At 50.4% G+C, this 19,181-nt stretch carries 14 protein-coding genes; 11 read left to right on the forward strand and 3 right to left on the reverse strand.

Annotated features, from left to right (window positions below; all coding sequences use genetic code 11):
- Nucleotides 1-59: 59 nt before the first annotated feature.
- Nucleotides 60-2,165, forward strand: a complete 2,106-nt coding sequence (nblS, locus tag AC1S52_RS06885) for a two-component system sensor histidine kinase NblS (RefSeq protein ID WP_482028277.1) — start codon at nt 60-62, stop codon at nt 2,163-2,165.
- Nucleotides 2,166-2,301: 136 nt separating this feature from the next.
- On the opposite strand, the gene AC1S52_RS06890 is transcribed toward nblS, so the two are convergent.
- Nucleotides 2,302-4,008: an ABC transporter ATP-binding protein/permease gene (locus tag AC1S52_RS06890; RefSeq protein WP_482028278.1), complete on the reverse strand. Its 1,707-nt coding sequence runs from the start codon at nt 4,006-4,008 to the stop codon at nt 2,302-2,304.
- A 176-nt stretch (nt 4,009-4,184) separates the two neighbouring features.
- Between AC1S52_RS06890 and ruvA the strand changes: the two genes are divergently transcribed.
- The 6 genes from ruvA (at nt 4,185) to AC1S52_RS06920 (ending at nt 8,673) form a co-directional block, all read left to right on the forward strand.
- Nucleotides 4,185-4,808 carry a Holliday junction branch migration protein RuvA gene (gene ruvA, locus AC1S52_RS06895; RefSeq protein WP_482028279.1) on the forward strand — a complete coding sequence of 208 codons (624 nt, stop codon included), beginning with the start codon at nt 4,185-4,187 and terminating at the stop codon, nt 4,806-4,808.
- Between the two features lie 190 nt (nt 4,809-4,998).
- A complete protein-coding gene (locus tag AC1S52_RS06900; protein ID WP_482028280.1) occupies nt 4,999-5,571 on the forward strand; it encodes a Uma2 family endonuclease in 573 nt (190 codons plus the stop codon).
- A 488-nt stretch (nt 5,572-6,059) separates the two neighbouring features.
- Nucleotides 6,060-6,215, forward strand: a complete 156-nt coding sequence (locus AC1S52_RS06905; protein WP_482028281.1) for a hypothetical protein — start codon at nt 6,060-6,062, stop codon at nt 6,213-6,215.
- The gene (locus AC1S52_RS06910) at nt 6,212-6,970 is read left to right on the forward strand and encodes a sterol desaturase family protein (RefSeq protein WP_482028282.1); all 759 of its coding nucleotides are present in this window, start codon (nt 6,212-6,214) and stop codon (nt 6,968-6,970) included. The genes AC1S52_RS06905 and AC1S52_RS06910 overlap by 4 nt, the downstream gene beginning before the upstream one ends.
- Nucleotides 6,954-7,838, forward strand: coding sequence for a carbohydrate ABC transporter permease (locus tag AC1S52_RS06915; protein WP_482028283.1), 885 nt, complete (start codon nt 6,954-6,956; stop codon nt 7,836-7,838). The genes AC1S52_RS06910 and AC1S52_RS06915 overlap by 17 nt, the downstream gene beginning before the upstream one ends.
- A 10-nt stretch (nt 7,839-7,848) precedes the next feature.
- The gene (locus AC1S52_RS06920; protein WP_482028284.1) at nt 7,849-8,673 is read left to right on the forward strand and encodes a carbohydrate ABC transporter permease; all 825 of its coding nucleotides are present in this window, start codon (nt 7,849-7,851) and stop codon (nt 8,671-8,673) included.
- Nucleotides 8,674-8,745: 72 nt separating this feature from the next.
- Here AC1S52_RS06920 and AC1S52_RS06925 read toward each other — a convergent pair whose 3' ends face one another.
- Both AC1S52_RS06925 and gltB read right to left on the reverse strand, forming a co-directional pair.
- Nucleotides 8,746-9,822 (reverse strand): hypothetical protein, encoded by a 1,077-nt coding sequence (locus AC1S52_RS06925; RefSeq protein ID WP_482028285.1) that lies wholly within the window; start codon nt 9,820-9,822, stop codon nt 8,746-8,748.
- Nucleotides 9,823-10,025: 203 nt separating this feature from the next.
- On the reverse strand, nt 10,026-14,699 hold the full coding sequence (gene gltB, locus AC1S52_RS06930; RefSeq protein WP_482028286.1) for a glutamate synthase large subunit: 4,674 nt from the start codon (nt 14,697-14,699) through the stop codon (nt 10,026-10,028).
- A gap of 997 nt (nt 14,700-15,696) precedes the next feature.
- On the opposite strand from gltB, the gene AC1S52_RS06935 reads away from it, so the two are divergent.
- The 4 genes from AC1S52_RS06935 (at nt 15,697) to rpsL (ending at nt 19,015) form a co-directional block, all read left to right on the forward strand.
- Nucleotides 15,697-17,481, forward strand: a complete 1,785-nt coding sequence (locus AC1S52_RS06935; RefSeq protein WP_482028287.1) for a phosphodiester glycosidase family protein — start codon at nt 15,697-15,699, stop codon at nt 17,479-17,481.
- Between the two features lie 178 nt (nt 17,482-17,659).
- Complete coding sequence (locus tag AC1S52_RS06940) at nt 17,660-18,076, forward strand: phosphomannose isomerase type II C-terminal cupin domain (RefSeq protein ID WP_482028288.1); 417 nt, start codon at nt 17,660-17,662, stop codon at nt 18,074-18,076.
- A gap of 112 nt (nt 18,077-18,188) precedes the next feature.
- On the forward strand, nt 18,189-18,518 hold the full coding sequence (locus AC1S52_RS06945; RefSeq protein WP_482028289.1) for a HesB/IscA family protein: 330 nt from the start codon (nt 18,189-18,191) through the stop codon (nt 18,516-18,518).
- A gap of 119 nt (nt 18,519-18,637) precedes the next feature.
- The gene (rpsL, locus tag AC1S52_RS06950; RefSeq protein WP_482028290.1) at nt 18,638-19,015 is read left to right on the forward strand and encodes a 30S ribosomal protein S12; all 378 of its coding nucleotides are present in this window, start codon (nt 18,638-18,640) and stop codon (nt 19,013-19,015) included.
- Nucleotides 19,016-19,181 lie beyond the last annotated feature (166 nt).

A 19,181-nucleotide genomic window follows, 5' to 3' on the forward strand; every position in this document is an offset into this window, starting at 1 on the left:
CCCATCACCAGATTTAATCCCCAACTCTCAACTCCTTATCCCCTACTGCCCCATTCCCCTTGGTTGCCTTCCTGAAACAGATTAGAGAAATCATCGCTAGCTGGTGGTCAGAGTTTACCCTCCAGACCAAGTTGATGGCTGCGGCAACGCTGGTTGTCTCTCTGATTATGAGCGGCTTAACCTTTTGGGCAGTCAATACGATTCAGCAAGATGCCCGGTTGAACGATACTCGTTTCGGTCGTGACCTGGGCTTGCTATTAGCCGCAAATGTGGCTCCCTTGGTGGGTGAAAATAACCACACAGAATTGGCACGCTTTTCCCACCGCTTTTACAGCAGCACCTCCAGCATTCGCTATATGCTGTATGCCGATGAGGAAGGCAATATTTTCTTCGGTATCCCCTTTTCTGAATCGGAGGTTCAGAATTCACTAACGATTCGGCGCAAAATTCACTTGCCGGATAACTATGCTGACCACACCGATCTGCCGATGGTGCGGCAACACCTGACTCCCGATGGGGAAGTCACTGATGTATTTGTGCCACTCCTTTATGAAGGTCAGTACAAAGGGGTATTGGCGATCGGTACCAATCCCAACCCCACCGTTGTCACCTCCTCTCATCTGACACGGGATGTGACGATCGCTGTCTTTGTCTCGATCTGGGTAATGGTGATTTTAGGAGCCGTCTTCAATGCCCTCACCATTACCAAACCCATTAAAGAATTGCTGGTTGGGGTCAAAAATATTGCCACTGGTAATTTTAAGCAGCGTGTCGATCTGCCCTTAGGAGGTGAGTTGGGTGAGTTGATCGCCAGTTTTAACGATATGGCAGAGCGCTTAGAGCGCTATGAAGAACAGAACATTGAAGAACTGACTGCCGAAAAAGCAAAGCTCGAAACCCTGGTTTCCACGATCGCCGATGGAGCTGTTTTGCTGGATATTGACCTGCAAGTGATTCTGGTCAATCCTACTGCCCGTCGTTTGTTTGGATGGGAAAGCAAACCCGTTGAGAGTACCAATGTCCTTTGTCTACTGCCCCCAGAAGTACAAACTGAAATCACACGCCCCCTGTACCGGATTGCGAAAGGTGATTTAAGGGAAGGGGCAGAATTTCGGATTTCAATTAAGGAACCGGCTGATTCTTTACCAGATGCTCTGCGTGAACGGACCGTTCGCATCCTCCTGACTACTGTTCTAGATCTGGCGCGTGAGAATGTGAAAGGCATTGCCATGACGGTTCAAGACATTACTCGGGAAGCAGAATTGAATGAAGCTAAAAGCCAGTTCATCAGTAATGTGTCTCACGAGCTTAGGACTCCCCTATTCAATATAAAATCATTTATTGAAACCCTGTATGAGTATGGGGAAGACTTGAGCCATGAGGAACGGCAGGAGTTTTTAGAGACGGCAAACCGAGAAACCGATCGCCTGACTCGATTGGTCAATGATGTCCTGGATCTGTCCCGGTTGGAATCTTGTAAGCTTTACCAGATGGAGTCTGTAGATCTGGCACAACCGATTGAACAGACGTTACGAACCTATCAGCTCAACGCTAAAGACAAGGGAATTGAGCTAATTCAAGACATTGAACCGGATCTGCCGCCAGTGATTGGGCACTATGACCTGTTACTTCAGGTATTCACGAATCTGGTGGGTAATGCTCTGAAGTTCACTGAAACTGGGGGTAAAGTAGCAATGCGGGCTTACCTGTTGGGCAACCATCCCGAAGCTTTGCTCCCTCAGAATCACTACTTCCTGACTCCTCCCTTTGAATACCTACCCCCTGGTGAGGAGTCGGATCCCTCTGACCACGCTCCCCAGTTTGTTCGAGTAGAGGTTGCCGATACGGGCATTGGCATTGATCTTGAAGACCAGAATGTGATTTTTGACCGTTTCTTCCGCGTTGAAAACCGGGTTCATACGCTAGAGGGCACTGGTTTAGGATTGTCCATCGTCAGAAATATTGTTGAAAAGCATAGCACTAGAGTCCATCTTGTCAGTGAGGTTGGCAGGGGTACAACCTTCTGGTTTGATTTGAGGGTTTTTCAGGATCAGAACCTGGCAAACACTCCAGACACCGGCAAAATCAGTCTTGAGGAAATGCCTTCAAATGCCTCAATTGCCAATGAAACTGCTAATTCTGAATCCAATCCGGTTCCTGCCTAGTACAGCAAAACGAAAGTTTTGCAAGGGGTGAAGGGGTGGAACCCCTTCTTGGGGGCGAAGCCCCCAAGCCCCCATGTTGCAAAATTTAGTGTTTGCAACACTAGTGGTTTGTCAGGCATCTCTTACCCTGTAATCGTTAAGTCAGCATGCTGGGCTGCATTACCTGCCATGTTTTATCCTGAGACAGCTTGAGCACCGACTGATGGTAGTTGGCTAATGTGGAACGGTGCCCCACGCTTAAGAACGTTGTGCCCATTGCCTGTAAATGTTGATACAACCGCTCCTCATTATTGAGATCAAGAGCGCTGGTGGCTTCGTCTAGAATGGCGTAATTCGGTTTGTTCAGCAGCAGACGGGCAAAGGTAAGCCGTTGCTGTTCTCCCAGGGATAGGACATCTGCCCAGTCGTGGTTAGCGTCTAAACCGCCAAACCGCTCATCTAAGCCTGCCAGGTTGACTTGCTCCAGAACTTGCTTGAGTTGCTCGGCTTCTACTTTGAGGTGGGTATTGGGGTAGAGCAGTTGGTCGCGGAGGCTACCCATCACCATGTAGGGACGCTGCGGTAAAAATAGGATCTGGTCTGCTTCCGGACGACTAATCTTGCCTGTGCCAGAATTCCATAATCCAGCGATCGCTCGTAGGAGGGAACTTTTACCACACCCACTGGCTCCCGTCACCAAAAGCCCCTGTCCTGTAGGAACCTCGATCGAAAGGTTTTCGACCAGGGTGCGCTGATAGTTTGGGGTTTGCAGGGTAAGAGCTTCCAGAGACAGGCGATCGGTTTCCAGCGTTTGAATTGTGGGCGGTTGCTCTACCGAATCGGCAGGGGATGCCTCCGTTTGGTCTAAAAATTCAGCGAAGGTATAGAGGCGATTAATTCCGGCTCCAAAGGTGGTCAGTGCCTGGAAGCGGGCAACCACAACATTAAGGGAGAAAAACACACGGATAAAGGCTCCCTGGGCTTCACTGACTTTGCCGACTTCCAGATCTCCGGCAAAGATGGCGGGAGCCACCACCAGGGCAGGCAGAATGAAGGGAATAAACTCATAGGCATTCGTCACAATATTCAAATTCAATTCCCACACCAGCAACCGTTTGACGTTATCAAACACGTCTAGAAATCGCTGTTTTACCTGGGTTGACTCCTGCTCTTCGCCCCGGTAAAAGGCGATCGCTTCTGCATTTTCACGAATTCGCACCAGGCTAAACCGAAAGTTAGCTTCTTTTTTAAGCTGCTCATAGTTAAGCCGAACCAGCGGTTTACCGAAGATGACCGTTGTAACTAGGGTGCCCACAAGCGCGTAAAGGATAAGAAACAATACCAGGGATTTTGAAATTCCCCACAGAACTCCGCTAAAGGCAATCACTGACAGCACAGACTCGACCAGCACCAGCAAAAAGGTGAGGGATTCCTGGGTAAAACTACGGACATCTTCAGCGATCCGCTGGTCGGGGTTATCGATAGTCACGCCTGAAATATGCAGGTTATAGTAAGCCCGATCGCGGAAGTAGTGATCTACAAATCGGTGGGTGAGCCAGCGTCGCCAGTTCAGACTGAGGCGATCGCGAAGATAGGTATACGCCGCCAGCAGCGGAGCATAGACGACCAGCACCCCGATAAAAATCACCACCGTTTGCCAGAAACGAGGTTCGTCCTGTGCCGAAAGGGCTGAAATCAGTACCCCTCGCTTATTGTTGAGAACCACACTTAACCCGGTATATGCCAGCAGTAACACCACCACCGCCAGCAAAAACCCTCTAGCCTGCCATTTTTCATCTCCCTGCCAATAAGCCCTGGCGATCGTCCAAAACTGCTGAAATATCTGGAAATTCAATCGATCCATTAGTTTCTTTTCCTACAATCGGGCTGTCAGAATCACAACTCGCTCCTGTTTTAGGATTATGAATGAAATCCTGAACTGACAGTTTTTTAGATCCCTGAATTTCCAAGCCGCGATCACCCACCCCCCATTGCCTGCTATAACTAAAGACCGCCATCCCTCAACACCTGATCACTTTTATGATTGGCTATCTCAAAGGCACGATCGCAGGCATTCAGAAAAGCGGTAGCCGAGTAACACTGACGCTGGAGGTGAATCAGGTCGGGTATGATGTGCAGATCGTGCCGCGTCTGGTGCAGGATCTACCGGCGATGGGAGCGTATGCCCAGGTGTTTACTCATCTGAATGTGCGAGAAGACCAGGTCGTGCTGTTCGGATTTGGGTCAATGGCAGAGCGGGATTTGTTTCGGCAGTTGGTAAGCGTCAGTGGCATTGGTCCTCAACTGGCAGTCGCATTGCTGGATACCCTGGGGTTGCAGGGCTTGGTGCAGGCGATTGTATCTGGAAATATCCGTACCCTTTCCAGGACTCCGGGGGTCGGGACCAAAACTGCCGAGCGTATTGCCCTGGAGCTAAAGACGAAACTGGCAGAATGGCGACTGGAGGCGGGAGTAGTTGCCGCTCCTTCGGCCGGTCCTGCGCTGGCAGTGCAGGAAGATGTGGAAATGACGCTGGTGGCATTGGGTTATACCAACAGCGAAATTGCTAAAGCGCTACAGTCCGTGGGGCAAGGGACTGCGCTTTCTAAGAATGCCGATGCGGAGGAGTGGATTCGGCAAGCGATCGCCTGGCTGAGTCAATGAATGATCTGCCCAAGCATTCACCGCAGATAGATGTTTGTGCTCAATGGTACTGCCTTATGGATCGGGGTGGCATACACAAATGAAAATGGCTGTAACAGTGTCGCGGTCGAAGATTGGTAGTTTAACCTGATTCAGGGTTGAAGCCTCAGTGCAATATATACTCAAGACGAGTCTTGAGGGAGTACAGGTGATGACTATTAGTAAAAGCCATGCTTACTTCACCCCGGAAGACTATTTAGCGATCGAGCGCATTAGCCCGATCAAACATGAGTACCTCCAGGGACAAATGGTGGCGATGGCAGGAGCCAGCAAAGCTCATGTCATTATCACAGGTAACATCTCCGCTCTACTCGTCAATCACCTGCGCGGCACAGGCTGTATTCCCTACACCTCTGACATGAAAGTGCGCCTGCCCGCTCTAAACCTCTTCTACTATCCTGATCTGGCGATCACTTGCGACGATCGCGATCGTCGCTCCGATGAAGACTTTATCCTGCATCCCAAACTAATCATTGAAGTCTTATCCGACTCGACAGAGGCATTTGATCGAGGCGATAAATTTGCCGATTACAAATCAAATCCAGCATTTGAAGAATATCTTTTGATTCACCAAAAACAGATTTTGGTTGAACAATTTCAACGCAAAACCAATAATCTATGGATGCCCCAAATTTACCGTGCTGGAGATACTGTTGCATTGAGTAGTATTGACTTTTTCTGCGCCATCGAAGTTCTATATGAAAACATCGCCCAGCTTTTATAGAGTGAGATCGCCCTATTGCAGCGATAGCCATGCGATTTGCTGCGCTATTACCCTGTGAGTAGAAGTGAGTAAGCGCAAGGGCGATGCCCGAAAACAACGTCACAGGTCTTAGGCGCTTTCCAGCAAAAAATTACCCGCTGTCTATGCCCTACGGGCAAGCTATGCCAACGACTTCGCTCAGCCAGCTTGCGCCCTGAGCGAAGTCGAAGGGTAAAATCTTTTTGAGAAATTTCTTTAGCAGTCCTTTAATCCAAGGTCACACAGAACCAAGCTTTTGCTATTTGGTAAAGTTTACTTTGCCCAGGCTGAAATCAGTTGAGTACAGTATAGAAGAATCTATAAATTGTATGATTGTAGTGAATGGCGCTGAAATCAGCCTTTGCTAAGGGCTGTAAGCTTTGATAATTCATCAGGTAGGCAGTGCCCACGGTCTAAGTCAGTGCGATTCGATTGTGGTGTTTATAAAAGTTTAATTTCTGAGTCTTAGTATGAGTTTTTTATTAGATAGTCAGCGATCGCTCCAGACATCCTACCCTGAAGTTCAACCCGATGCTCCTCAATTGAAATTGAAGAGAGAGATAGTAGATCATTCATCGGCAGACTTTCCTGAACCTGGAGAGGGAATGGCAAGGAGATTGAATTGATAGACCACTCATTTGGATTTTATGGCATCGCCTTCTTTGGAATTATTCTGTTACGGTATTTTCTAGTGGCAGGGGGAATGTATTGGTTCTTCTATTCTCCGTTGAGCAAGTCCTTTGCCAATCCCAGTCTGCACTATCAGCCTCCCTCCTGGAGTTCAATCCAACACGATATTAAACTGTCGGTACTCTCGGCGGGGATATTTGCCCTGGCGGCAGCCTTTGTTATGTCAGAGTACGGTCGAGGTCTTACCTGCTTATACAGCCAATCTCAACAGTATGGGCTGTGGTACTTAGGGTTTAGTTACGGCATTGTATTAGTTCTTCAAGATACCTATTTTTATTTCACCCATCGATTGTTTCACCATCCGTGGCTATTTCGCTGGTTACATCAGGGACATCATCAATCGCGCTATCCTACCCCCTGGACTTCGTTTGCTTTTGATCCCCTGGAGGCGTTCATTCAGTCGCTTTTTCTGGTTGGTATTGTTTTCGTTATCCCACTCCATTTCATTACCTTGATTGCCGTACTCACCACGATGACGGTTTGGGCAGTACTCAATCATCTAGGACTCGATCGCCTACCACTCTCGTTTCCCCACCATTGGCTGGGCAGGTGGTTTATTGGTCCTGCCCATCATTCCATTCATCATCTCAAGTACACCGTCCATTACGGGTTGTATTTCACCTTCTGGGACAAACTACTTGGCACTCAGGATTCTAACTATGAGAAGACATTCGATGAGTGCCAAACCTAGAAGGGATGCCATGACTGGCTACTCTTTTATGGCTCCCACAATTTTGATTGCAGGAGTCTTTCTGTTTTTGCCTATTCTTTATGCGATCGTGCTGGCGTTTTACCGGGTGCAGCTTTTAGGGGACGTTAGCTATGAATTTACGGGGTTGAGAAATTTCGTTCGGATGGCACAGGATGCACGGGTCTGGATCGCGTTAAGGAATACGGCAGAGTATGTGGCGATCGTCGTTCCCGTTCAAACCTTATTGGCGCTTTTTCTAGCCCTGACGTTAAACAGCCAAATTAAAGGGCGCTCCTGGTTTCGGGTTGCCTTTTTTCTACCTACGGTGACTTCGTCAGCGGTATTAACGCTGATCTTTATGTGGATTTATAACTCGAATGGTCTGCTGAATTACCTGCTGGATTGGTTTCACTTACCGACCTATAACTGGCTCGGCGATCCGGCAGTTGCCCTCAAGGGGATTATGGTGATGAATACCTGGGCAACGGCACCCTTGTTCATGGTGATCTACCTGGCAGCCTTGCAGGATATTCCAGAAAGTTTGTACGAGGCAGCCACTCTGGATGGGGCAACGGGTTGGGAAAAGTTTTTCTACATTACCCTACCGTTTCTCCAACCCGTCACCTTCTTTGTGGTGGTGATGGGAGTGATTGGGACCTTTCAGCTATTTGATCAGTCCTATATCTTTTCAGCCGGGTCGGGTGGACCGAATGATTCAACCCTGACCATTGTGCTGTTGATTTACCAGTATGCCTTCAAAAATCTGGATATGGGCTATGCTCTGGCATTAACCCTAATGCTGGCAGTGGTGTTGATGGTTTCAACGCTGATTCAACGTCAGCTTTTCCGGGAACAGCGCATAGATTAGGTTGTAGCATATGAAACCCCTTCGCTGGTCAACCGGACTTTTATACACCGTGCTGATTGGCTATGCTCTGGTTACTTTTCTGCCCTTTGCCTGGGCACTGTCTGCTTCGCTGAAGCCACTCTCTGAAATTGCCGCAGGCGGAATTCATTTGATTCCCGAAACCCCGACCCTGGCAAATTATCAGCAGATTTTTACCCAGGAACCCTTATTTGGTCGCTGGTTGTTGAATAGTGCGATCGCTGCCTTATTGATTACCCTCTTCAACTTGCTGTTTAACTCAATGGCAGGCTATGCCCTAGCACGCATTCCCTTTCCTGGAAATCAGGTCTGGTTTTTCCTGATTCTGGCGGCGCTGATGATTCCGGGACAAATTACCCTACTCCCAAAGTTTCTAATTCTGCGATCGTTAGGCTGGTTGAATAGCTACCAGGGACTCATCATCCCTGGGGCGATCAATGCCACGTTTATTTTCATGATGCGCCAGTTCTTTATTAATTTTCCCAAGGAGTTGGAAGAAGCGGCGGCTCTGGATGGCTTGGGACGGTTTGAAACCTTTTTTCAAATTGTGTTGCCCCTGGCAAAACCGGCACTGGCAGCCCAAACAATTTTCGTTTTCATGGGTTCCTGGAATGAGTTTTTATTACCCCTGGTGGTCATGTCTGACCCAGCCATGTTTACCCTGCCCCTGGGATTAAATGCCTTTAAGGGTGAATACATCAGCTATTGGAACTACATCATGGCAGCCTCCATGATGTTCACCCTACCGGCTCTGCTGGTCTATGCCTTCTTCAACCGCTACTTCATTCAGGGGGTTACGTTTACAGGCAGTAAGTAGGACAGGGGGAGAGGGGTAGCAGAGGGGAGAAGGGGATGGAGGGAGAGACACATTCCCTTGCCCCACAAAGCCCTAATCCAGCGAATCGACTTCAATATTCGACAAAACCTTGAGGCGAATGGTGCGATCGCCACCGCCTGCCAATGGGGTTTCAATCACTTCACTGGTCAGGTTTCCCAGACAACTGAGCAAGGTTCGCAGGTGGGGAGTGCTGGCACCGCTGTCTACATACAGGCGATCGGAGAGGGCATTGATTCGTTTCCAGGTCAGGTAGAGCTTGGTGACGGTCTGTTCCAGTTGGGATGCCTGATTGACTAAGTCAGCGGTGGAACTTAAGCAACCGAGCCGTAAAGCCTCTTCCAGTGCCAGTTCCAGATTCAGTGAGGGATTGTCTAAAGCCTGCACATTTCCAGCCGCTTCCAGGTATTTCGCCAGGTAGCGGGCTTCAGCCGTTGCCTGTTTCAGCGTCTCAACATCGGGACTTTCGGCGATCGCGTCTCGAATTGGGTTCTGATGTACCTCTGGCAACTTTTTCATCTCTTTTACCAGGGGAGCTAGATAGCGGGCGGGAATCGTGTGATTCGCTGCTTTTTCCTTAATCTCCACAGGCAGCAGATCTGTGGTCATCGCTGTCCACTCATCGGAAAGCTGGCGGACTTCGCGGCGGGTAATGCGATCGCCCTTTCTAGCCGCATCACTCACCAATTGCTGCACCTCTGGATCGGATTTTGCCGTTTCTACAAACGCCCGCTTACTGAATTGGTTGACATCCTCTGGCTCCAGATAGCCGCCCTCCAGCAGAGTATCGGCACTGTTTGCCAGTTCAATCAAAGAATATGCCTGACTTTTGCTGATTTCCCGATCCTTCAGCCAGTTCAAGAAACCAGTACCGCGCCCGTCACCATACCACTTCTCGCGATCGCGCACTGCCCGTAAAATTCGCCCCCGCCAGATATCGGTTTGCAGGTTAACGCGATCGCACACCAGCCACGCCTGCTCTACCTGATTCTGAAACTCAATCTCCGGGATCTTCTCATCCTCTGGGCTAGGGAGTTCAAAGTTTAGTTGAGCAATCTCGTCTGTGCTGGCGGTGCTACGCCGCATCTGGATCACATTAGAAAGGTCAGATAGTTCCTGCGCTTGAACCATTACGGTACCTGGACAGACAGCGGCATTATTATGACATGTTCTGGGGTGCTCGCAAAGGAAGAAACGCTATATGTGGTGTTATCTCAAAAAGTATTACGCTTTATATATTGAAATATAACAGTTGGCAGAATTGAGGCGGGAAAGGCGAGTTTAACAATACTGCCATTAGCCATGACAATATCAGTAAACTCGCCCATACCCTTCTACTGCACTGGAGTCAGTACCTTTTCTTCCGCTGCATCGGGATTTGCTTCAGGAGCATCCTTTTCGGAAGGGGGCACCACCTGCCAGAATTTCAGCAAGTACTCTGACCAGTTCGCCAGAATGGTCTTGGCTTTTGGACTGCCAGTCCGGTCGGCGTGGGCTTCGATCAACTCCTTCAATTGCCGTTCACCCGCAGGTGTAATCACCCTCTGGGTTTTGACGATTTCGGGGTTGACCTTTGCCGGGAAACTGCCATCCTCATCCAGGAAGTAGGCTAAACCTCCGGTCATTCCAGCACCGACATTACGCCCGGTTCGTCCCAGGACAACGATGATGCCGCCCGTCATATACTCACAACAGTGGTCGCCTGTCCCTTCCACCACTGCCTCCGCCTGGGAGTTGCGGACGGCAAACCGCTCCCCTGCCTGACCGTTGGCAAACAGGTACCCTCCGGTCGCACCGTAAAGACAGGTATTGCCGATAATCACATTCTGAGCCGGGTCATAGGTGGCATCTGCCGGGGGGGTAATTACAATTTCGCCGCCGTGCATTCCTTTACCGACGTAATCGTTTGTCTCACCCACCAGCTTGAGGCTGATATTGGGGATGTTGAATGCCCCAAAGCTTTGTCCGACTGCCCCTCGGAAGTTGAGGGTAATCTGTCCACCAAAGCCACTGTTGCCATACTGTTTGGCGATCGCCCCTGCCAGCCGTGCCCCTACGGTACGGTCTGTATTGACGATGTCATAGGTTTTGGTGACGCGGGTCTGGTTCTGAATGGCGGTTTGCACTTCCGGATCGCTTAAGATCTGGTCGTCCAGCACGGGACCGTTACTGTGTACGGTTTCGTGGGTCATCCAGGAGCGATCGCTGCGGGCATCGGGTAGCTGGATCAAACAGTCCAGATTCAATGCCTGGGTTTTGGTTAGCTTCACTCCATCTCGCATGGTCAGCAGGTCTGCCCGTCCCACTAACTCATTGATGGAGTGGTAGCCCAGACGTGCCATCAGCGATCGTGCCTCTTCCGCAATGAAGAAAAAGAAGTTGACAACGTGTTCCGGGATACCCGTAAACCGCTTCCGCAGTTCCTCTTTCTGGCTGGCGACCCCAACCGGACAGTTGTTGGTATGGCAGATCCGCGCCATGATGCAACCTTCCGCAATCATGGCAATGGAACCAAAGCCAAATTCTTCACCCCCCATCAGGGCAGCCATCACCACATCCCAGCCAGTTTTGATGCCACCATCTACTCGCAGAACCACGCGATCGCGCAGTTGGTTCTGCATCAAGACCCGATGCACTTCGGTCAAACCCAGCTCCCAGGGAGTCCCGGCATGTTTAATCGAGCTGAGGGGAGAGGCTCCCGTACCGCCATCGTGACCGGAGATCTGAATAATGTCGGCATTTGCCTTGGCAACCCCAGCGGCAATAGTGCCAATGCCGATTTCGGCAACTAATTTCACCGATACCTGAGCAGTCGGGTTGATTTGATGCAAATCAAAAATCAACTGTGCCAGGTCTTCAATTGAGTAGATGTCGTGGTGGGGAGGGGGTGAAATCAGCGTTACACCGGGTTTGGAACGGCGCAGCATGGCAATATAAGGGCTGACCTTATTGCCCGGAAGCTGTCCTCCCTCACCGGGTTTGGCTCCCTGAGCCAGCTTAATTTCCACCTGTTTGGCGCTCATCAAGTATTCAGGAGTCACCCCAAACCGACCCGATGCCACCTGCTTAATGGCAGAACTGGCCGTATCCCCATTTCTCAACCCCTTCAGGTGAGGCAGAATGGACGATCGCCCAGTTTCATCCACATCGTCCAGAACGCGGAAGCGAACCGGATCTTCGCCCCCCTCACCGGAGTTAGACTTGCCGCCGATTCGGTTCATGGCGATCGCCAGGGTTTCGTGTGCCTCCCGTGACAGGGCACCCAGGGACATCCCCCCCGTGCAGAAGCGTTTGACGATTTCAGATGCCGATTCGACTTGCTCAATTGGAATTGAGGGGCGATCGCTCTTGAAGTCCAGCAGATCCCGCAGAGCCGTAAGCGGACGATTCTGCAAATACTTCATGTAAAGCGAATAGTGGTCATAACTCTGGTTTTCGACTGCTTTGTGGAGATATTTCGCCATCTCCGGACTGTTCATGTGATATTCGCCGCCCGGTCGGTAATTGACATAGCCAAAGTTTTCCAGCTTTTTGATCGTCAGCTCCGGAAAAGCACGGCAGTGGAAGGACAGTACTTCCTGTGCCAGGTTGGCAAGGGTGATGCCGCCAATCCGGGAGGTGGTGCCTGAAAAGCCCAGATGCAGCAGATCGGCTCCAATGCCGATCGCCTCAAAGATCTGTGCTCCGTGATAGCTGGATAGCAGGGAGATCCCCATCTTGGAGAGAATTTTGAGCAACCCTTCCTCGATTGCTTTGCGATAGTTTGCCTGGGCGGCTGCCAGGGGAATTGACTTCAGCCTGCCCCGCTCCATCATGCTCTGGGTTTTGGAATCTGCCCACCATTGGCGCACTGTTTCCAGTGCCAGATAGGGACAAACTGCACTGGCACCATAGCCAATCAAACAGGCGAAGTGGTGGGTACTCCAACACTGAGCAGTGTCCACTACTAAAGACGCTTTCATCCGTAGCCCCTGCCGGATCAGGTGATGGTGAACTGCGCCTACTGCCAGCAACGGCGGAATATAGCTGCATTCTGCGCTCAGCCCAGCGGATGCTCCAGCCTGGTTGATGCGATCGCTCAGAACCAGAATTTTGGTGCCTGCCCGCACGGCTTCCGCTGCCTGCTGGCAAAGGTGAGTGACTGCCCGCTGTAATCCATCTGGACCCGCTGCCACCTCAAACAGGGTAGACAGAGTAGCGGTTTCAAATCCAGACTGGCGGATCTGCTCCAGTTCTGCATCGCCCAATACGGGAGATTCCAGCTTTAGCAGACGGGCATACTCTGGTTTTTCCTCCAGCAAATTGCCGCGATCGCCCAACTGCATTGTTAGAGACATGACCAGCTTCTCCCGCAGGGGGTCAATTGCCGGGTTGGTCACCTGGGCAAACCGCTGCTTAAAGTAGTCATAAAGCAGGTGGGGCTTGGCAGACAGCACCGCCAGAGGAATGTCATCGCCCATACAGAAGGTTGGCTCTTTACCCTGAGCCGCCATCTCTTCGATAATCATTTCCACGTCTTCTGCCGTGTAGCCAAACGCAGCCTGATACCGCAGTACCTCCTGCGTCTCCATGCGGGGAGCTTCATCGGCGAAGGGTTGAGGGGCGATCGTCACTCGGTTTTGTTGCAGCCATTCTCCATAGGGTTGGGAGCGGGCAACTCGCTGTTTGATCTGCCAGTTTTTCAGAATTTCATGCTGCTCCAGGTCAACCACAATCATCTGACCGGGACCCAACCGCCCCTTTTCAATAATTTCCGATTCCGGCAGATTCACCACTCCGGCTTCTGAGGCAACTACCACATAGCCATCACGGGTGATGCTGTAGCGGGCAGGACGCAGACCATTCCGATCTAAAGTCGCTCCCACGGTCTTGCCATCGCAGAACACAAGCAGAGCCGGACCATCCCAGGGTTCCTGGATGCCACTGTAGTACTCGTAAAAGTCAACAATTTCGGGATAGTTGAGCAAATCGGGCTGGTTCTGGTAAGCCTCTGGCACCATAATCATTAAGGCTTCCTGGGGACTGGTGCCAGAGCGAACCAGCAATTCCATCACGTTGTCCAGGTTAGCGGAGTCGCTGTTTTCCGAATTGACGGTAGGCTTCAGTTCCGGTAGGCGATCGCCCCAATAGGAGTGGGCAAGATCCGCTTCCCGTGCCATCATCCAGTTGATGTTGCCCAACAGCGTGTTGATTTCGCCGTTATGTCCCAGGAGCCGCATGGGTTGCGCCAGGGGCCAGCGGGGCATGGTATTGGTGCTGAAACGGCGGTGGTAAACCGCAAAGGCACTGATGTAGTCCGGTTGCAGCAGATCCTGGTAAAAGTTACCCAGCACTTCTCCTCGCACCATTCCCTTGTAAACAATCGTGCGACAGGAAAAAGAGCACAGATAGAAATCACGGAACGCCTCCTCATGGGCAGAGCCGTGAATTTCGTTATAGGCTGCCCGCAGCACCCGTTTCCGCACCAGATACACCAGGCGCTCCAATTCATCCCCAGCAATGGTCAGGGATTGGACAAAAAATTGCTCAATTTGAGGCTGGTTCTCCCTTGCCTGAACCCCCAACAGTTCTGGTTTTACAGGAACTACCCGCCAGCCCAGGACTGTTAATCCCTCTTCCTGGGAAATTTGCTCAAGGATGCGGCGGGCGATCGCAGCCGCTTCTGCCTCAGCCGGTAGAAAGATCATCCCCACTCCAATCTGCTCACTGCCTGGGGCTTCAGTGCCCTTCTCAGCAAGCCACGGCTCAAACAGCTTCCACGGAATCGCCGTCATCAGCCCCGCACCATCCCCAGAATCAGCGTCCGCACTACAGCCACCCCGATGCTCCATACAGGTGAGTGCCGCTAATGCCTGGTCAATCAGTTGATGGCTGGCTCTGCCCTTCTGATCGGCAATGAAGCCAACACCACAGGCATCCCGCTCTTCCACCAGCCACCGCTGACCCATATAACCGACACTTGATTCCTGATTCTGATGTCCGTCTTGATTCACAGTTGTTCTACCCATGAGAGAACCTTGTTGATCCATTTACTGATTACTTAAGCGAGGTCTTGATTGAGCTTTTCGAGGTCCCGTCCAAATTAGTCATTGAAGCTGGATGTTCAGATAAAAACATCAGGCAGGACGGATTGCACGGATTGTGTCGTTAGTTAATTAGTTAATAGGAATTGGCTTGAGGACAAATGTACTGATTTAACTTGCTCTCGTCGGCCCACTTTGTGAAAGTTGACATAAAAATGAAAGTTGATAAAAACGTGTCACAACAACATTCGAGTGCTTGAAGGGCTTCAGTCTCAAAAATGATCCTGAAGAACAAATCAATCTTCTGAAAAGCAGGCAATTGCGATCGAAAACCCGTCCATACCCAGCACAGCGATAGTCGCTGAATTCTCATCACCCAAGCGACGACTACCAGAGCACTGTAACGAGTGAGTCAAATCTTAATAAAAAATACCTGATTCTGACAATCCCCACTTGCACTGGGGTTTCCTGTGGAATGCTACCTCTCCCACTCAGCCACCGCAAACGTTAAGATTTCCTCACATAATACTAGATGGCTGTTTTCCTCCTTTTCATCCTAGCGTTAATCACTGAAGCGGAACCCTGGTTAACTGTTCTAGTCAATGATTGAACGGGAAAGCAACAAGGGTTATAAGGATGAAGGCAAAAGCCAAAATGATGGAAACCTGCTGAAATTCTGATCCCTAACCCGGTTTATAGCGTTTTTGAATCCAGTGAGGTATATGGATAGTCATAGAACCCTTGAGTCAAACAGATGAGATGTACCTCACCCAGAAAGGAAACGCTATATCTGAGCGCTCATGTCGAAGCTCACCTTGAAGCCTGTTAACTGAACATCTCAGAATCGCTATATAGCGTTTTTGTATCCAAATAACGGAGAGAATGTGTGGTCAATTGGGTAGTTGTTGGAGAACAGCCAGACAGTAGGAGCTTTTTCTGCAAGTGGCGAACAAAATTTCTCAAATTTGCGCTTGGATTTCCTTTGGCAGCGATTCCATTTTGCTACGTTGTGGTAGACGGAGTGGAGCAAAAAGGAGCGATCGCCCTGCCCCAGGCTTCCCTCATCAGTCAGGTGCTCCCACCTTCCCAACAGGGCACCCAGATTGTTCTGAATGGTCGGACTCTAACCGCTGCCTGGAGTCAGACGCAGGCTGGAGATGCTTTGAGCATTGGTATCAGCGATGCCGGATTGCTCCAGACAACAGGGGTAGAACTGCTTAATACGGAAGATCCTAGCAGACAGCCAATCCAGTGGTTTTCTGACCCCATTACGAACCCATTGAATTTGCCAGCAAGCCTGATAGGTTCTACTCGGTATTTAGATATCACCAGTCTGGCAGGTCAGGCTGGCTGGCAACTGCAAGTCAACGGGGCGATGCTACAAATCAATACCCCTACCGCCAAAGTTTTGGCAGTCCGTCAGGCAAGGCAACCCTGGGGAGAACGGTTTGTGATTGACCTGGATCGACCAACCACCTGGCAGGTTAACCAGCAGAGTCAGGAATTTAGTCTGACCCTCGATGCTCAGATGGACTCCACCCTGCTGACCCCCCCCACCGATCCCGCCCAGAATCCAGTCCAGCGAACCCCTAACAGTCAACTTGCTTTTCTCCTATCCCAGCCAACACCCAACCAAACTCAATTACGACTGGGGATCCCTAATAGCCTTCGTCCCCGTATCTGGAGCCTGCCCAACCCCAACCGTCTGATTGTGGATGTTCGCCCCGATTCCCTGGTCGATCGCAATATCCTCTGGGCACCCGGTCTCCGCTGGCGCTCCCAAATTATAAACCTGGGTGCAGATCGCTTTCCAGTTGTCTGGCTGGCAGTCAATCCTCGCCAGGCTGGGGTTAGACTCAGACCAATTTTGCCTAACCCCGGCACCATGACAGGCATTGCCCCTCTGTTGCAAACTGCCGGTCTGGCTCAAGCGGCGGCAGCTATCAACGGAGGCTTCTTTAACCGCAATAACCAACTTCCCCTGGGCGCGGTTCGCCTGGATGGGCGCTGGCTTTCGGGTCCCATTCTCAATCGAGGGGCGATCGCCTGGAATGATGCGGGAGAATTTCGTATTGATCGCCTCACTCTTCAGGAAACCCTCGTGACGCCTAATGGGCAACGCCTGCCCATTACCCATCTCAACAGTGGCTACATCCAGGCGGGCATTGCCCGCTATACCTCTGACTGGGGACCAACTTACACTCCCCTTTCCAAAGAGGAAATTCTGATTTCAGTGCAGAATACCCGCGTCATTGGTCAGCAGGTTTCCGCTACCGCAGGTAGTCTGGCAGTTCCCATTCCTTCTGAGGGTTATCTTTTGGTGCTCCGTTCCAACCGAACTGCGGTAGCCAGTCTGCCGGTCGGGACTTCCCTCCGCCTGGAAAACATAACTAATCCACCTGACTTCAACCGATATCCACAAACTTTGGCAGGGGGACCGCTCCTGCTGCAAAATCGGCAGATTGTTTTGAATGCTGCGGCAGAACAGTTTAGCAAGGCATTTGTGACGGGCAAAGCTAGCCGTAGCGCGATCGGGCAGACGGTAGACGGCAGCGTAATCATCGTTACAGTCCATAACCGGGTTGGGGGAGACGGTGCCACCCTGACTGAAATCGCCCAAATTATGCAGCAATTGGGCAGTGTCAATGCGCTCAACCTGGATGGAGGGAGTTCAACAACGCTCTATCTGGGAGGGCAAATTCTTGATCGCCTTCCCCAAACGGCAGCCCGTGTTCACAATGGTATTGGCATTTTTGTCTACCCCTAAAACCCAGATGCTTAAAGTAAAGTCCGCTTAGACGCTACTCAGATTTTATGAAGACTTGAGGAATCTGATGCTAGAAGGATGCTGAAGACTCATAGATAAGGGTACAAATTTGCTATGGTGGCTTCGGCAGTTTATGTCACTAGCCAAAACTTACAGAGTTTCAGCAGGAGATAGCACCTTGGCTCAACCTCAGGAAAATCTTCAAACTCCTACCCTTGCATTATCGGTTTCCCCCATTCAAAGTCAGATTGCAGCCACAGAGCTGAGACCCTGGGGTTCTTTCACCATTCTGGAGGAAGGGCGAGGCTACAAAATTAAGCGAATTGAGGTGAAGCCCGGCCACCGCCTCAGCCTACAAATGCACCATCACCGGAGTGAACACTGGATTGTAGTTTCTGGCACGGCAAGGGTTACCTGTGGCGACGAGGAACGAATTCTTGGGATGAATCAGTCCACCTATGTGCCCCAGTGTACTTCCCATCGGTTAGAGAACCCTGGAGTCATTCCACTGGTGTTGATTGAAGTTCAAAATGGTGAATATTTGGGCGAGGATGATATTGTCCGCTACCAAGATGATTACTCGCGTGCCCAGTAGCTAAGGATTATTCCGGATTTAATTGTTGAATTTAATGAATTCCTGTGCCTAAACGTCTCGCAAGAGATCCTCTGCTGCGCTAGGATGGGTTTCGGACTGTTTAGATGCCGAAATGATCCACCTCAGCCCTACTGCTGCGAATGAGATTCTTCGATTGCGGTCAAGACGTAATAATCCAGATCTCATGTTTCGCCTGGGTGTCCAGTCTCAAGGATGCCTGGGTTTATCCTATGTGATGGGGTTTGATCTGAAAACCAAGACTGGGGATCAGGTTTGTGATTGTGACGGCATTCCAGTCGTTATTGACCCAGCGAGCCTTCCTTATCTGAATGGTTTGTTTCTCGACTATTCCGAAGATCTAATGGGGGGAGGATTTCGTTTTCGCAATCCCAATGCTGGGCAAAGTTGTAGCTGTGGTATCTCTTTTTTGGTTGCCAGCTAAACATCGGCATCAACGGTTCTTCCTCAGAAAAACCAATTCCTTGACAGAATCAGATGGATATCGGTACTATTGGGATTTGGGAAAATTGTGTAAATATCAACCGCACCTAACTTCGTAACATGCCCACGATTCAGCAACTCATCCGCACCGAACGCGAAAAGACTCAGAAGAAAACAAAATCCCCAGCTTTAAAGAGTTGCCCTCAGCGGCGTGGCGTTTGTACGCGGGTTTACACCACAACGCCGAAAAAGCCGAACTCAGCTCTGCGTAAAGTTGCCAGGGTTCGTTTAACCTCTGGTTATGAGGTGACAGCTTACATTCCAGGCATTGGTCACAATTTGCAGGAGCATTCGGTTGTGATGATTCGGGGTGGACGGGTCAAGGATTTGCCTGGTGTCCGCTATCACATTATCCGTGGAACTTTGGATACTGCCGGAGTCAAGGATCGTAAGCAAGGACGTTCTAAGTATGGCGCTAAGCGACCGAAGAAATCTTAGAAATTAGTTTTATTTCTCGCTGATCAGTGCTGACTTTTGCTATCCTAGCTAAGGGCTTGTTCGGTTTTTAGCCCTGATTGACTGCTGTGTTTGTATTCTGATTTAGAAACAGTTCAGTTTTACGGCGCTTGCAGAGCATTTTAAGCTGGCTTATTTTTACTGAACT

The organism is Kovacikia sp. CALU 1929, from assembly GCF_056784235.1.

Bases quoted from the DNA above. Each gene is read 5' to 3' on its own strand.
- AC1S52_RS06890 (WP_482028278.1), bottom strand. From the start codon at position 4,008: ATGGATCGATTGAATTTCCAGATATTTCAGCAGTTTTGGACGATCGCC.
- ruvA (WP_482028279.1), top strand. From the start codon at position 4,185: ATGATTGGCTATCTCAAAGGCACGATCGCAGGCATTCAGAAAAGCGGT.
- AC1S52_RS06900 (WP_482028280.1), top strand. From the start codon at position 4,999: ATGACTATTAGTAAAAGCCATGCTTACTTCACCCCGGAAGACTATTTA.
- AC1S52_RS06905 (WP_482028281.1), top strand. From the start codon at position 6,060: ATGAGTTTTTTATTAGATAGTCAGCGATCGCTCCAGACATCCTACCCT.
- AC1S52_RS06915 (WP_482028283.1), top strand. From the start codon at position 6,954: ATGAGTGCCAAACCTAGAAGGGATGCCATGACTGGCTACTCTTTTATG.
- AC1S52_RS06920 (WP_482028284.1), top strand. From the start codon at position 7,849: ATGAAACCCCTTCGCTGGTCAACCGGACTTTTATACACCGTGCTGATT.
- AC1S52_RS06925 (WP_482028285.1), bottom strand. From the start codon at position 9,822: ATGGTTCAAGCGCAGGAACTATCTGACCTTTCTAATGTGATCCAGATG.
- gltB (WP_482028286.1), bottom strand. From the start codon at position 14,699: ATGGGTAGAACAACTGTGAATCAAGACGGACATCAGAATCAGGAATCA.
- AC1S52_RS06945 (WP_482028289.1), top strand. From the start codon at position 18,189: ATGATCCACCTCAGCCCTACTGCTGCGAATGAGATTCTTCGATTGCGG.
- rpsL (WP_482028290.1), top strand. From the start codon at position 18,638: ATGCCCACGATTCAGCAACTCATCCGCACCGAACGCGAAAAGACTCAG.